Genomic DNA, 14,120 nt, shown 5'->3' with positions numbered 1-14,120 from the left:
CTATAGCACAGGTCATGGTGGATTCAAAGTTGTTTATAGACGTAGCAACCCGCTCAGTGATCCATCCATTTTCCGCGGTCCAGGGACCGGTATTGTATGGCTTCGGCCACATGCTCGACGCCTATCGCTTCCACTCCGGCCAGGTCGCTGATGGTACGGGCGACTTTCAGGACGCGATCGTAGGCCCTGGCGGAAAGACCCAGGCGGGTAATGGCGTTCCGCAACAGGTCGTGGGCCCTGCTGTCCAATCCACAGTACCGGCGCAGTTCGCGGGGTGTCATGTGCGCGTTTCCGAAAGCGCCGGGATGGTTGGCGAAACGGGGCAACTGTCGTTCCCTGGCCCGGTTGATCCGGTCTCTGACGCGACGGGAGGGTTCACCGTCGGAACGGCCGCCGAGGTCCCCGTAAGGTACCGGCGGTACCTCGACGTGTAGATCGATCCGGTCGAGCAGCGGACCCGAAATCCGGGACATGTACTGGTGTATCCGGGCAGGTGGGCAGGTGCATTCCCGGTCCGGGTCGCCGAGGTATCCGCATGGACACGGGTTCATGGCGGCGACCATCGTAAAGCGCGCGGGATAGGACAGGGACCTGGATACGCGGGACAGGTTGACTTTGCCGTCTTCCAGGGGCTGCCGGAGCATTTCGAGCACATGCTTCCTGAATTCGGGCAACTCGTCCAGAAAGAGCACGCCGTTGTGGGCGAGCGACACCTCTCCGGGTTTCGGAATGCTCCCGCCGCCGATCAAGCCCGCTTCCGTGACGGTGTGGTGAGGCGCCCGGAAGGGACGGGTGGTGACCAGGGGGGTAAAGGGCGGTATCTTCCCCGCTACACTGTGAATCTGCGTCGTTTCCAGTGCCTCCTCCAGGGTGAAATCTGGCAGGATGGACGGCACGCAACGGGCCAGCAGCGTCTTGCCCGAACCCGGTGGACCGATGAGCAGCAGATTGTGTGATCCGGCGGCGGCCACTTCGATGGCGCGCTTGGCGTGATCCTGTCCTTTGACGATGGAGAAATCGAAGGGGTAATCCGCACCGGAAGAAAGCATGGGCCCGACATCGTGCCGGGACCGTTCAAATCCCTTCCGTCCCTGGAGCAAGTGGACTGCGGATTCCAGGGACGGCACGCCGAAAACATCGATACCGCCGCCCATGGCAGCTTCCTCCGCATTCTCGCTCGGAACGACCAGCCTGCGCGCGCCGAGGCGGCGTGCGGCGAGCGCTACGGGCAGCGCGCCGCGGATCGGCCTGAGCGCGCCGTTCAGCGACAACTCGCCGAGCAGGATCGTGTCTTCGAGCGACTGGACCGGCACCTGCGCCGACGCGGCGAGAATGCCCACGGCAATGGGCAGGTCGAATGAAGTACCCGCCTTGCGCACGTCCGCGGGGGCCAGGTTGACGGTGATACGTCGGTACGGATAGGTAAATCCGGACTGCTTGATGGCAGCCACGACGCGGTCCTTGCTCTCCCGCACGGCGCTGTCCGGCAGTCCCACGGTTGAGAAATGAGGGAGGCCGTTGGTGATGTGGGTTTCCACCACAACGGGAATCGCTTCGATCCCCTGCACGGCGCCGCTCGATACACGTGATAGCAAGCTTTCCCTCCTTCGAATATTGGTACTGTCACGGGTCGCATGCCGACCGGTCCGGGATGGATTCCATCGGCGTAAACACATTCGTATCAGTCGGAGGGACGGGGCGGAATCTCGTTTCCTTACGCGACCTCGAAGTTTACTGATTTCTGTTGCGACGAACCCCCTGTTCGCATATATTAGCAGACTGGTTTTTCGGTGAGGTTGATCTTTTGTCCACGATCAAAGACAATCTGGTCCAGGTATACGACCGTATATCCAGGGCCGCTGCGCGAGCCGGCCGCGAGGCCTCGTCCATTCAGCTCATCGCCGTATCGAAGACCAGGCCCCTTACGACGATCGAAGAGGCCAGGCGGGCCGGTGTCACGGATTTCGGTGAAAACAGGGTACAGGAAGCGCTCGAGAAGATCCGGCAGGACGACGGTGCGACCTGGCACCTGATCGGTCCGTTGCAGCGCAACAAGGCCAGGTTCGCCGTGCGGATTTTCGACATGATTCATTCCGTCGACCGCCTTTCCCTTGGACAGGAACTCGACCGGCGGCTGCAGGCCGCGGGCAGGATCATGCCCGTATTGATCCAGGTCAATACGTCGTCGGAGGAGACGAAAACCGGCGTGGAGCCGGACCGCGCGCTGGAACTCGCGGAGCAGTTGTCCGTCCTGTCCGCACTGTCCGTCAGGGGACTGATGACGATCCCCGCGTTCACACCCGATCCCGAAGATGCCCGGCCCGCTTTCCGGCTGCTTCGGGAAACGAGTGACCGCATCGCTTCCGCCGGGATCGCGGGCGTAGATATGAATGTACTCTCCATGGGCATGTCCCATGACTTCGAGGTAGCCATAGAGGAAGGCGCGGACATGGTCCGCATCGGCACGGCCGTTTTCGGTGCACGCCAGGCATGACACGCCGTTGACCCGGTATTGAACGGGACCCGACATGGGACTGATCGAATTCATCATCAACATCTACATGCTGGCCTTCGGGCTCCGCCTGTTCATGCCCGCCGCGAGTCCCTTCAGCGAGAACCCGATCCAGCGGGGACTGTACACGGCGACCGAACCGGTGCTTCGGCCCATACGCCAGGTGATCATGCGCGGCGAACCGCGTTTCGACTGGTCGCCTGTCTTTGCCATCATTGCTCTCGTGATTGTGCGGGGATTCCTGGTCACGACCGTCATGGGCGTGCCCCTGTCCAGTTCCCTGGCCGCCGGAATGCTGGACGTGTTCGATTTCGTGGTGCGGGTACTCGCCATCCTGTTTCTCGGCGCTTTCTTCATATCCATCGAGTCTCCGTTCGCCTTCAGTCAATCCGGGCATATGATGCACAACATCGCCCACTTCTTCCTGGCCCCGATCCGTCGCTTCACCGGCTACCGGATCGGGCGGCCGGACGCATCCGCACTGCTGGGCATCGTACTGCTGGGCGTCTTGCATGGACTCGTACTATACCAGGCCGGAGCGATGGTGACACAGGCCGTCGGCACCCCTGTGGAAATGATCCTCGAGAGCATCGTCTACGTGATCGACTTCATTTTCGACGTGCTCTTCATCGTGATCCTCGTACGCGCGGTGCTTTCGTTCTTCAACCCGGACACGGGCAACACGCTTTTCCAGATACTCATTCTTTTCAGCGATCCCATTCTGGCGCCGATCCGCAGGATCCTGCCGTCTACGTACGGCATCGATTTTTCGCCGCTGATCGCCATTCTGATACTAAGGTTCATCCAGGTGAGCCTCCTGCCCCTGTTGCTGCGGATCTGACGGGAGCGCGACCAGGAAACAGAGGTGAATACATGGACATCAGCCCGGAGGAAATTCGAGAACAGAAGTTCAAGACGCGCTGGGTCAGCGGTTACGATATGGATGAAGTGGAAGCGTTTATGAACAGCACCGCCAGCGCGCTCGAAAACCTCGCCAAGGAAAACGAATCGCTGCGGGCCCGGATGGCGGAGATGGACGCCGAGTTGACCGATGTGGGCCGCAGGCGGAAACTGCTCGAGGACGCGCTCGTGTCCGCGCAGCGGGTCATTCACGACATGAAAGCCAATGCCATGAAAGAAGCGGAGAACGTATTGAAAGACGCGGAAAACAAGGCGGACCGTTGGATCTCCGATGCGAACAACCAGGTGGCCGAAATCAAGCGGGAACTGGGCACGCTCACCACGTTGAGGAAGGACTACGAAGTCAAATTCAGGATTCTGCTCGAATCCCACCAGGAACAACTCGACGCGATGCAGAGCACGGACCGGGAAAGCGGCGAGCATCCGGTACCGGGCCCTCTCGGCAGCCCCGGCCAGGCTGAACGCCGGCCAGGCAGCCCCGGCCAGGCTGAACGCCGGCCAGGTTGATTAACGGGGCACGCCCGATCTCCAGAGGCACACACGCCAACGAATGACCTACGAGCGAATCGCACGGATGGCCGGAAGGATGGGCGAATACCTGCGGGGAAACAGGATTGTCGGCCTGTCGCTTCCCGATGGATCACAGGAGGCCTTTCCGTGTAGCGCGGTGAGTGCGCCCGGATCCTGTGCGCCCTTTGAAACCGTGTACCGCGCGGGGCCGGTCCTGCTCCCCTGCCTTGGGAGCGCCACGGACGTGGAACGGCGCATCGATGCGGTGCGGGTCTTGCGGTTGCTTCGGGCCGAAAGCCTTTTGTGCGCATTCGGATGTTCCCCGCTGAAACACGAGCATGAATCGGGTACTTTCGTGATCGTGGACGATCATGTAAACTGGACCGGCGAGAATCCGCTCAGGGGACCGAACGACGAACGGCTGGGTTCGAGGTATCCCGACATGAGCGCGCCCTATGACGCACGCTGGTCGACCGCGCTGAAGCGTGGCGCGGCTTCCCTGGGACTTGAGCTGCAGGACGTCGTGTATGGACGCGTCGCACAGTACGGGGCCGCTGATGAATTCGCCGCATGGATCGAGGCGGGAATCGACGTGGTCGGCGAAGGTCTGGTGGATGAAGTGATCGGGGCCGTACACTGTGGTCTGCCGGTCGCCGCGGTGGGGGTCGTTGAAAAGAGTTTGACGGTCGGCGGAAAAGTCTTATGTTCGTCGATACCCGCGCGAAGTGAGGATTACGGAAGGTTGGCTGCTATCATCAATCAATGTCTACTTTGTCGTGGAGGTCTGGATGACGGGTGAAGATCTGAAACGGTTCGAAAAGCTCCTGCTCGAAAAACGCGAAACGCTGTTGCATGAGCTGGGCTATTTCGGAAACAAGACGATTAACTCGGCGGCGCGAGATGTCGCGGGCAGCTATCCCTTTTCTGAACATCCGGCGGACCAGGGCACTGAATCGATGGAGCAGGAACAGGCCTATGACCTCGCTTCCCGCGAGGGACGCTTCCTGTTTCATATCGACGAAGCCCTGGAGCGCATCAAAAACGGCGCTTACGGACTTTGCTACGTGTGCAATGGAGAGATCGGCAAGGCCCGGCTCGAGGCCGTACCCCACGCCCGGATGTGCATTGAATGTAAATCCAAGGAAGAACGAGGTCTGATCTAACATCTCCGGACTGAAAGCTTTGGCAAAGCCGGCCGTCGTCTGTGCCGGCATCCTGATCCTGGACCAGATTACCAAGATCGCCGTTCAGCAGGGGATGGCGCTTCACCAGTCCATTCCTCTCCTGGGGGAAGTGGTCCAGTTAACGTACATTCGGAATCCCGGAGCCGCGTTCGGCATCACCCTCGGCGGCCGCTGGTTCTACCTGGTGCTGTCGGTCATCGCCTGCGCGGTCATGATCTACTACCTGTTCAGGCTTCCCCCCGCCGAGCGGTGGGGACGGTATGCCATGATGGGCATTCTGGGCGGAGCGGTCGGCAACCTGATCGATCGCGCGGTCTACGGCGCGGTTACGGATTTCATCGATATCGGGGTGGGTGCGTACCGATGGCCCGTATTCAACGTGGCGGACTCCGCCATTACCATCGGGATCATCCTCCTGTTTACCCGACTGTCCGCCATCAACCGGATATTGAACGATGAAGCGCCTTCCGGATGACTGGGAGGGATCCTTCGTCGAGACCGTGGTACCCGCCTCCCAGTCCCAGTGGCGACTGGACCGGTACCTGTCGGAAACGGACCTGCCGGTAACCAGGTCGAGAATACAGCGCTGGATCCGCGCCGGTGCGGTTTCGGTCAACTCGGTCGTCGTGGAAAAGTGCGGCCACGGGGTTTCCGAAGGCGACGTCGTCGCCGTGACCGTTCCTGAAACTCCTCCCTCGACCGCGGAACCGGAGCCCCTCCCACTGGACATCGTCTACGAAGACGAAGCGCTCCTGGTGGTGAACAAGGCGGCGGGCATGGTCGTGCATCCGGCCTTCGGGCATGCGCGTTCGACGCTGGTAAACGCCCTGTTGCACCACTGCGGAAGCCTGGAGCAGTTCGACGATCCGGTCCGGCCGGGTATCGTGCATCGGCTGGACAAGGACACGTCGGGCCTGATGATCGTGGCGAAACGCGAAGACGCCCACGCGTTTCTCTCCCGACAGCTGGCCGAGCGCCGCATTAAGCGCGGTTATACCGGCCTGGCTTGGGGCCGTTTCGCCGAACCTTTGGGCACGATCGACGCGCCGGTCGGACGGCATCCGCGGTTCAGGCAGCGGATGGCCGTGGTGGAGGAAAGCCGCGGCCGACGGGCCGTCACTCATTACCGCGTGAGCGAATCCATGGAGGACGGGACGTTGCTGGCCCTTGCGCTGGAAACCGGCCGCACCCACCAGATCAGGGTGCACCTGGCCCATCTGGGGCATCCCGTCATCGGCGATCCGGTCTACGGAGGAAGGCTCAAGCGGTTGGCCGGCACGGCGCCCCGGCGCCGCCCTAAGCTGAAAAAGATGCTGGATGTCCTGCGGCGGCAAGCGCTGCATGCATCCGAACTGGAGTTTATCCATCCCTACTCGGGTAGGCCCCATTCCTTCCGGGCAATCCTGCCCGATGACATGAAACAGGCTGTCGCTATTTTGTCCGACAGTACGAGTTCGGCCGGATCCTGACCGGAACGACCGGGGACCCAGAACTGCCCGTGGAAACGGGCGCACTTTGACCTATACCGCCATGCTCGATTCAACCGTCGTCGAATCACGTTCGGATATCCTGTGGCACCGTGTGGTCGATGGACTGACCCGCATGACCGCCGCAACGGGAGAAGCCGACCTGTCTGCCGCCATCGAGGAGATCTCGCTGGAGCTGTCCGGCGCAGAAGCCTGCCGGTTCTTCATGGTGGACTGTGTCTCGAACCGGATCGTCTTCGAAACCACCGGCCGCTATCTGGTCCTGCCCGATACGGAGCAGGAGGTTGAGGCGTTGCTGTCCTGGCTGCGGTCGCAGCCGAGTACCCGGTTGGTCGAGGACTTCCAACAGTTGGACTGGCCCCTGCGGACCGTGGCCGGCCGCGATGTACTGACCGGACAGGCCGTACTGTTTCATCATCAGATCGACGATCGGTTTCACTGCGTGCTGCTTGCGGCCATGGCATCCGCTGAGACCGGCTTCGACTCCGAACGCCTCGAGGTAACCATCTCCCTGGCGCGCCACGCCGGCTACGCGGTCACGCGCCTGCTGCATTTCAAGCAGGCCCAACAGGAAATGATCCACCGGACCGCTCTGTACGAGGTGGGCAAGCGGATCAGCAGTTCGCTGGACCTGGGCGAGGTGTTGAACCTGATCATCGACGCGCTTCAGACGGTGGTGCCCTACGACGCGGCGGTCATCTTCCTGCTCGACGAGGACCAGGATGCAGTGATCGAACGGACCATCCGGGGATATTCACCGGACCTGGACGCGATCAACTTGAAGATGGGCGAAGGCATCAGCGGGTCCGCGGCCGAGACGGGACGGGCGATCATCGTGCCGGACGTGTCCCAGGACGACCGGTACGTGCAGCATCGCCCGGGCACGAAATCGGAAATGGCCGTTCCCATGCTCTCCGGGACTCAGGTCATCGGGGTCTTCAACATCGAGAACGACCGGGCGAACGCCTACGACGAGGAAGCCCAGTCCTTGCTGGAGGCCTTTGCGTCCCAGGCGAGTATCGCCATACAGAACGCGCGCCTGTTCGATGACGCGCGTCGGAGCCGGCTGTTGGACCGGGAGCTGGAGGTCGCCGGAGAGATCCAGCGTGCTTTGCTGCCACGCGCCGTGCCGGAAGTGCGCGGCCTTTCCCTGGCCGCATTCAGTGAACCCAGCCGGGAGGTCGGGGGCGACTTCTACGACTTCATTCCCTTTTCCGACAAGCAGCTGGGCGTGGCCGTGGGCGACGTGGTCGGCAAGGGCATTCCCGCCGCGCTGACCATGGCTTCGCTCTATACGTCGTTCCACGAATTCGCCAATTACTACGTCTACCTGCCGAGTTACGTCATCGGTCACGTCAACGAGGTACTGTACGAGGTGACGTCCGCGGATCGGTTCGCCACCCTGTTCTACGGTATTGTGAACCTGCAGGAAAACACCTTCGTCTACTGCAACGCCGGCCATCCACCGCCACTGCTGTGCCGGAAATCCGGTGAAACGGTCAATCTCCACGCCGGGGGCCTGATCGTGGGTTCGTTCGAGGACGCGAGTTTCGAGGACGGCCGCGTGTACCTGGACGATGGAGACGTCGTAGTCCTGTATTCGGACGGCCTCATCGAGAAGTCCAATCTGGACGACGAGATTTTCGGCATGGAAAGGCTGGAACAGGCGATCAAGGACTGTCATGACTGCCCGGTCGAGGAGATCCGGGACCACGTGATCGAAGTTTGGCGCGCCTTCGTGGGCGGCGGCGGACAGGACGACGACACAACGATGATCGTCGTAAAGAAAGAACCATGATTTCAGGGTGAACCGGCGGCAGGCGTGACCGGTCAAAGAGGGATTCACGGGCAGGGAACAGCGGAGGATTACGCATGGGCGTTCGTATAGGTTTTATCGGAACCGGCGGCATTGCGGGCATGCACCTGGGACTCCTGCCGGATATCGAGCGGGCCGAACTCGTGGCGTACGCGGACATCCAGGTCGAGCGTGCACAGGCGGCTGCCGACCGGTGCGGAGGCCGCGCGTACGGCGACTACCGGGAGATGCTGGACCGGGAAGAACTGGACGCCGTGTACGTATGCCTTCCGCCTTTCGCCCACGGTGATCCCGAAATGGCGGTGCTGGAACGCGACCTTCACCTCTTCGTCGAGAAACCCCAGGCGCTGGACGTGGATACCGCGCGCGACATCGCGGCGAAGGTAGAAGAAAGCGGCGTTCTCTCGTGCGTGGGATACAACTGGCGGTACCAGGACGCGACCGAAAAAGCACGGAACCTGTTGACAGGCGTCCGTCCGGCCCTGGCGATCGGATACTGGATCGGGAACACGCCCGGATCCCCCTGGTGGCGCGTGAAGGCGAAGTCGGGCGGACAGATCGTGGAGCAGACCACGCACGTGTACGACTGCGCGCGGTACCTCATGGGAGACGTGGTCAGCGTATACGCGGCGGGAACGAAGGGGCGGATGCTGGATCTGCCGAACTACGACGTGGAGGACGCCAGCACGGTGTCGCTCGTGTTTGAAAGCGGCGCCGTGGCCACTATTCTCTCTTCCTGTGTCGCCGAACAGGGCTACGGGACCGCCCTGGAGGTCATTGCCCGCGGTCTCACGGTGAAGATCACAGGGGGAGACCTGGAGGTCGTGCGCGAAGAAGAAACGGTGCGGTATCCCGGCCGGAACAACCCGTACAAGCTCGAAAACGAACTTTTCCTGCAGGCCATCGAAGAGAAGAATCCGTCCCTTGTCCGATCGGCCTACGGCGACGTCGTCAACAGCCTCGCCGTCACTCTCGCGGCGAATGAATCCATGGAATCGGGCGAGGTCGTCCAACTCGCGTAGACCGTGCGGTCAGCCTGGCCAGCCTGGTCAGCCTGGCCAGCCTGGTCAGCCCAGGTAGCGCCTGAGATTGTCGAGCCCGATGCGACAACCGTCGACGGGATGCTCGAGTCCTTCGAATTCGATGGAAAGCACGCCATCGTAACCGTGGCGTGAGAGGACGTGCAGGCAGGACGCCAGGGGGACTTCCCCGTGGCCGACGATAGCCCCCCTGAGATAGTTGCCGCCCCGTGTGCGGAACCATCCCTCACCGGGGTCGGGGCCGGCTCCCGACCGGGTGTGGAAGTCCTTGGCGTGGACGTGAAAGGCGTAGGGGATCAACCGTCCCACGGCGGCGTCCGGCAGTTCGTCCACGCAAAGGAAGTTGCCGATGTCGATGAGCACGCCGAAGTTTTCGTGATTGACGGCGTTGACCAGTCTTTCCACCCGTTCGCTGTCCTGGCAGAACATCCCGTGGTTCTCCACCATGGTACGGACGCCCAGGTCCGCCGCGAACTCCGTGACCGCCCGGATCGCCGGGACGAGGACGGCCAGGGCATCATCGAATGAGCGCCCGCCGGGACGGCTTTCGGGAAACCCCCTCGTGGCGTCGTGGCGCATGCCGGGCGCCCCAAGCAGATGAGCGATGCGCACCTCGTCCTTCACCCGCTCCACTTCGAGTTGAACGTCCCCCCCGCTTCCATTGATGAAATCCGCTCCGACCGTGTAGTTGGCGATAGGTAGACCCGCCTTATCGCAGGCCGCGCGCACGTCGGGAGCGTACTGTTCGAACGATTCGCCTTCGGGCGGGTGCAGCGAAGAGAACTCGATCACGTCGAATCCGAGTTCCGCCGTCTTGCGGATGGCGTCGAATTCCGTCATCTCGCCGTTACGGACCAGCCGGCTGTAACTGTATGAACTGACTCCGATCTGCATGGCACTTCCTGGGCGATTTACGAGGCGGAAACGACGGGCTGGCGGACCGAATGCTCGTATTCGGCGAGGACTTCCACTACCGGGGGCGCGTCGGGGAAGAAAGAAAGGATGCGCAGCAATACGTTGTCCAGCATGATATCGGGGCAGGACGCGCCGCAGGTCAGGATGATATCGACGGGCCGGGTGTCCGGCAGCCAGTCGATGGTTGCGACGATCGACTTGGATTCCAGGTCGAAGTGGCGGATCTGCCGGTCCGACAGGATGTCCTTGCTGCTGTTGATGAAGAAGGTGCTGATCGTCTCCTCGCAAAGCTCCACCAGATGGGAGGTGTTGGAAGAGTTGTAGCCGCCGACCACGAGGGCGACGTCCGCCCCCTTCTCGATCATGGCGTAGGTGGCGTTCTGGTTCTCGTTACTCGCGTAGCACAGGGTGTCGGAGGTATCGGCGAAGTGATCGGATATGCGCTCGGGGCCGTACCGTTCCTCCAGCGCTTCCCTGATCAGCCGCGCGATCTCGTGGGTCTCGCTGGCGAGCATCGTGGTCTGGTTGATCACGCCGACCCGGTTCAGATGGATTTCCGGATCGAACCCCTCCGAGCAGTTTTCGCCGAATACATCAAAAAAACGTGCCCGGTCGACCTTTCCCGTGATGATATCGGCGAGGATGAGGGTCTCCTCCCGGTTCCGAACCACGACGGTCGGGGCCTGCTGGACGCTGTGAGAGAAAGTCGCGCGCGTCTCCTCGTGCCGGGGCTTGCCGTGAATGACGACCGTGAACCCCTGCTGGCCGATCTGGCCGCCCCGGGTCCAGACTTTCTCGACGAAGGGGCAGGTCGTATCGTAGGTGCAGAAGTCGATCCCGCGGCGGGTCAGCATTTCCTTGATCTCCACCGTGGTGCCGAAGGCGGGGACGACGACCAGGTCGTCCCGGGTCAGTTCATCCCAGGGAATGAGCTGTTCGCCGAGCGTGGTATGGATAAACTGGATGCCCCTGGACTGCAGGTCGGTATTGACGTTCGGATTGTGGATCATCTCGCTGAGCAGGAAGATCCGCTTGTCCGGGTTTTCCTCCAGCGTCTTGTACACGATCTCGATGGCGTTTTCCACGCCGTAGCAGAAGCCGAAATGCCGTGCGAAAATGAACCGTACGCCGCCGAAATCCAGGATGGAAGGCGACAGGTCCTTCTTCTTGGGATCAACCAGCCGCCGGCCCTGCTTGATCCGGGAGGTGATTTCACTCTTGTAGTAACTGGGTATGTCGAACTGGCGCGCCATCGCTAAGCCCTTGTGGATATGGCCTTTACCGGTATACCAATTTAACGGAAAGCGCCATTGAGGGCAACGGTTTTCGGTTTCGTACCGGCTAGATACGGTGCGCGAGAGTTTCGTCGATGTGCTTTTTCAAATAGACCGTAAAGGGCGTGCCGCCCGTGCCCACGTGGCCCTTATTCTCCCGCTGACCGGGTTTGAGCACGTACATGGCGGCGTACTCGATATGCAGCCGCCGGAATTCGTACAGTGCTTCCACCGCGGCGTTGTAGGCGTTCTTCAGGTCCGGTTCACTGTCCCCTCGTTCAAGGACGAACTTGCGGACGGACGGTCCCGCTTCCACCGTTTCGATGTAGTGCCGGTCCTGCATCGGCATGTAGTCGCGCATTTCCATCAGGTAGGCCCGCATCTCATCGTAACCGTGCTCGATCCCGAGAAAACCGTCCACGGCGTAGATGACCGCGCTCTGCGCACCGGTTTCACCGCGGAACTGCCGGGGCTTTCCTCCATAGGCCTCCACGCCCGAATATACCATGCCTTCGGGCAATTCGGGGTTGTTTTTCCAGCCGAACATGTACGGTCTGACCCGGTGATAGTAGGTAGTGGGATCACACCGTTCGGTCATGCGCTCCAGGATCGAACGCATTTCATGGAGCGTCCCGGTCACGGCGTCCAGGCAACGGGCGACAGTGCCTGCATCGCCCCGCAACACCGCATCCTGTCCGGGGATCAGCACGGAGAGCGCGCGTCCGGAGACGGCCTCGATATGCACGTGGATCGTGACAAACCACTCCTCGTCCATCCCGCCGAGGAAGTTCAGCATCATGTGGAGATTGCCGACTTCAACGGGGCCCTGTCGGTCGAACCTGCGCCAGTTGTACATGACCTGCGAGGCGTAGGTCAGCATGGGAGGGCGTCCAAGGCGGCAGGCCACGCCGTGCCAGGCCGTGGCCAGGTTCCGGGGGATGGCCGTGGCCACCGGGTGATCAGGCGCGAAAACGTACATGTTGGCCAGGAAGGACAACAGGCTCATGGCCCGTTCATGCTCGGCCAGGGTTTCCAGCCTGTTCCCCGGAAAGGGGGGAAGATCCTCTATCGTGGGGCGGATATGTCGCGTCAGGGCCAGCTTGGGCAGCACCCCGCCGGCCTGCTCCCATTCCTCGAAGGGTTCTGGCAGGCGTGAAAGGGGGTCTTCAGGCGGAAGAAAACCGTGGGTGAAGTCACGTGATACGGGTGACATCAAGGCGGCGTACAGGGGATCCGGTTCCACCTGGGTCATGGGAGACCCTCCGGGATGCGTCCCGCCGGGATGTGTCCCGCCGGGATGTGTCCCGCCGGGAAGTGCCCCACCGGGAAGTCCGGCCCTCTTCAGGCCGTGATCTGAAAATCCTCGGCGTTCGGATCGTACTCGTCGAATAGGTCTTTTTTGGCGTAGTCCGCGGGGATGTCGCGATACACTTCAAAGGGCGGATTGGCCCTGTAGCGATCTGGATCGGCCAGTCCGGCCACCTCGCCGTCCCGGACCAGATGTACGTTCACGTCATTGATTGATGGCGGACACAGTCCCCGTTCGATCCCGACCTGCAGATAGACCAGGTTTTCGGGTTCGAAACCCATGAGATGGGCCGCCACGAGGTCCACCGCGGCCATGGATGCGCCGGCGACGACGAGGCCGGCAGGGAAGTTGCGACCCAGGTAGAAGGCGTTGCCGTCCCGTCCCACGATGCCCTCCACGACGTTGAAGTCGGGCTGGCAGGCCAGGAAGACGTCCCAGTGCATGTGAGCGATGGTCCGCTGCCAGGCCTCGTGGTCCTCGACGCGCATCCATTCCCGTCCCTGCTTGCGCCGGTCGTCGCGTCCGAATGTGGCGCGCCACGCGTCCGAGCAGAGGTGCCGTTCCGTGACTGGAATCATGACGCCCTGCTGGTTCTTGCCGCACAGGGTGACCACGCCCAGGTTGTGGGTCTTCAGCTTGGGTACGTTGATGTAGAACACGTTCTCCGCGGCCGCCCAGCGGGAGATCCCGATGTTATGAAGCTGAACCGTGTTCCCCGGGACGACGCGCACGTTGCCGTAGTCCGCCAGCTCGAGCAACCGCACGCGTTTCTCGCGAGCCATCTCCGTGTAGCCGCTCCGGGCCCAGGCCAGGTCGCGCTGGGCCTGCGACGTCAGCCTGCTGGTCGCTTCACCCACGTATATGTCGTCGGCTGAAACGCCCGCGTCTTCGGCGAAGTAATCGACCAGGCCGGCCACGAAGGCCGGATGGGTGACGATACCGCTGTTCCGCGGTGCTCCGGCCGTGACGTTGGGTTTCATCATCACGGCGCGGTTCCCGGGATCGACGCCCAGCGCGCGCAGCATCTCGCGGGCCGGTACGGCGAAGGCCGCATCGCTTAACGCGTCTTCGCCGTCCAGGCGGGTTTTCATGATATACACATCAGGTCGGGACATTTACTCATCCCCTGCGAACCACTCATTTCGTTTCCGG

At 61.9% G+C, this 14,120-nt stretch carries 14 protein-coding genes; 9 read left to right on the top strand and 5 right to left on the bottom strand.

The window, feature by feature from the left end; all coding sequences use genetic code 11:
• Nucleotides 1–53: 53 nt before the first annotated feature.
• The gene (locus OXH56_03375) at nucleotides 54–1,595 is read right to left on the bottom strand and encodes a YifB family Mg chelatase-like AAA ATPase (GenBank protein MCY3554342.1); all 1,542 of its coding nucleotides are present in this window, start codon (nucleotides 1,593–1,595) and stop codon (nucleotides 54–56) included.
• 209 nt (nucleotides 1,596–1,804) lie between these two features.
• On the opposite strand from OXH56_03375, the gene OXH56_03370 reads away from it, so the two are divergent.
• The 9 genes from OXH56_03370 to OXH56_03330 all read left to right on the top strand — a co-directional run bounded on the left by OXH56_03370 (nucleotide 1,805) and on the right by OXH56_03330 (nucleotide 9,452).
• Entirely contained in the window at nucleotides 1,805–2,494 is a 690-nt protein-coding gene (locus tag OXH56_03370; GenBank protein ID MCY3554341.1) for a YggS family pyridoxal phosphate-dependent enzyme, read from the top strand.
• A 34-nt stretch (nucleotides 2,495–2,528) separates the two neighbouring features.
• Nucleotides 2,529–3,353: a YggT family protein gene (locus tag OXH56_03365; GenBank protein MCY3554340.1), complete on the top strand. Its 825-nt coding sequence runs from the start codon at nucleotides 2,529–2,531 to the stop codon at nucleotides 3,351–3,353.
• Nucleotides 3,354–3,385: 32 nt separating this feature from the next.
• Entirely contained in the window at nucleotides 3,386–3,940 is a 555-nt protein-coding gene (locus OXH56_03360) for a DivIVA domain-containing protein (GenBank protein ID MCY3554339.1), read from the top strand.
• A gap of 43 nt (nucleotides 3,941–3,983) precedes the next feature.
• Complete coding sequence (locus OXH56_03355) at nucleotides 3,984–4,742, top strand: hypothetical protein (protein ID MCY3554338.1); 759 nt, start codon at nucleotides 3,984–3,986, stop codon at nucleotides 4,740–4,742.
• Nucleotides 4,732–5,106, top strand: coding sequence for a TraR/DksA family transcriptional regulator (locus tag OXH56_03350; GenBank protein ID MCY3554337.1), 375 nt, complete (start codon nucleotides 4,732–4,734; stop codon nucleotides 5,104–5,106). The genes OXH56_03355 and OXH56_03350 overlap by 11 nt, the downstream gene beginning before the upstream one ends.
• Nucleotides 5,107–5,125: 19 nt before the next feature.
• Nucleotides 5,126–5,602 (top strand): signal peptidase II, encoded by a 477-nt coding sequence (lspA, locus tag OXH56_03345; protein ID MCY3554336.1) that lies wholly within the window; start codon nucleotides 5,126–5,128, stop codon nucleotides 5,600–5,602.
• Entirely contained in the window at nucleotides 5,583–6,596 is a 1,014-nt protein-coding gene (locus OXH56_03340; GenBank protein MCY3554335.1) for an RluA family pseudouridine synthase, read from the top strand. Before lspA ends, OXH56_03340 begins: the two co-directional genes overlap by 20 nt.
• A gap of 46 nt (nucleotides 6,597–6,642) precedes the next feature.
• Complete coding sequence (locus OXH56_03335) at nucleotides 6,643–8,412, top strand: SpoIIE family protein phosphatase (protein ID MCY3554334.1); 1,770 nt, start codon at nucleotides 6,643–6,645, stop codon at nucleotides 8,410–8,412.
• 74 nt (nucleotides 8,413–8,486) lie between these two features.
• Nucleotides 8,487–9,452, top strand: coding sequence for a Gfo/Idh/MocA family oxidoreductase (locus OXH56_03330; protein MCY3554333.1), 966 nt, complete (start codon nucleotides 8,487–8,489; stop codon nucleotides 9,450–9,452).
• A gap of 45 nt (nucleotides 9,453–9,497) precedes the next feature.
• Here the strand turns inward: OXH56_03330 and OXH56_03325 are convergent, their stop codons facing one another.
• The 4 genes from OXH56_03325 to OXH56_03310 all read right to left on the bottom strand — a co-directional run bounded on the left by OXH56_03325 (nucleotide 9,498) and on the right by OXH56_03310 (nucleotide 14,083).
• The gene (locus tag OXH56_03325) at nucleotides 9,498–10,364 is read right to left on the bottom strand and encodes a sugar phosphate isomerase/epimerase (GenBank protein MCY3554332.1); all 867 of its coding nucleotides are present in this window, start codon (nucleotides 10,362–10,364) and stop codon (nucleotides 9,498–9,500) included.
• A gap of 17 nt (nucleotides 10,365–10,381) precedes the next feature.
• Nucleotides 10,382–11,638: a 4-hydroxy-3-methylbut-2-enyl diphosphate reductase gene (locus OXH56_03320; GenBank protein MCY3554331.1), complete on the bottom strand. Its 1,257-nt coding sequence runs from the start codon at nucleotides 11,636–11,638 to the stop codon at nucleotides 10,382–10,384.
• 88 nt (nucleotides 11,639–11,726) lie between these two features.
• Nucleotides 11,727–12,911 carry a hypothetical protein gene (locus OXH56_03315; GenBank protein MCY3554330.1) on the bottom strand — a complete coding sequence of 395 codons (1,185 nt, stop codon included), beginning with the start codon at nucleotides 12,909–12,911 and terminating at the stop codon, nucleotides 11,727–11,729.
• A gap of 89 nt (nucleotides 12,912–13,000) precedes the next feature.
• Nucleotides 13,001–14,083 carry a DUF362 domain-containing protein gene (locus OXH56_03310; GenBank protein ID MCY3554329.1) on the bottom strand — a complete coding sequence of 361 codons (1,083 nt, stop codon included), beginning with the start codon at nucleotides 14,081–14,083 and terminating at the stop codon, nucleotides 13,001–13,003.
• Nucleotides 14,084–14,120 lie beyond the last annotated feature (37 nt).

This window comes from Gemmatimonadota bacterium (assembly GCA_026702745.1).
GTDB lineage: Bacteria > JAAXHH01 > JAAXHH01 > JAAXHH01 > JAAXHH01 > JAAXHH01.
Note: the sequence above shows the minus strand (reverse complement) of the source record. Positions and strands in the feature narration are given on the sequence as shown.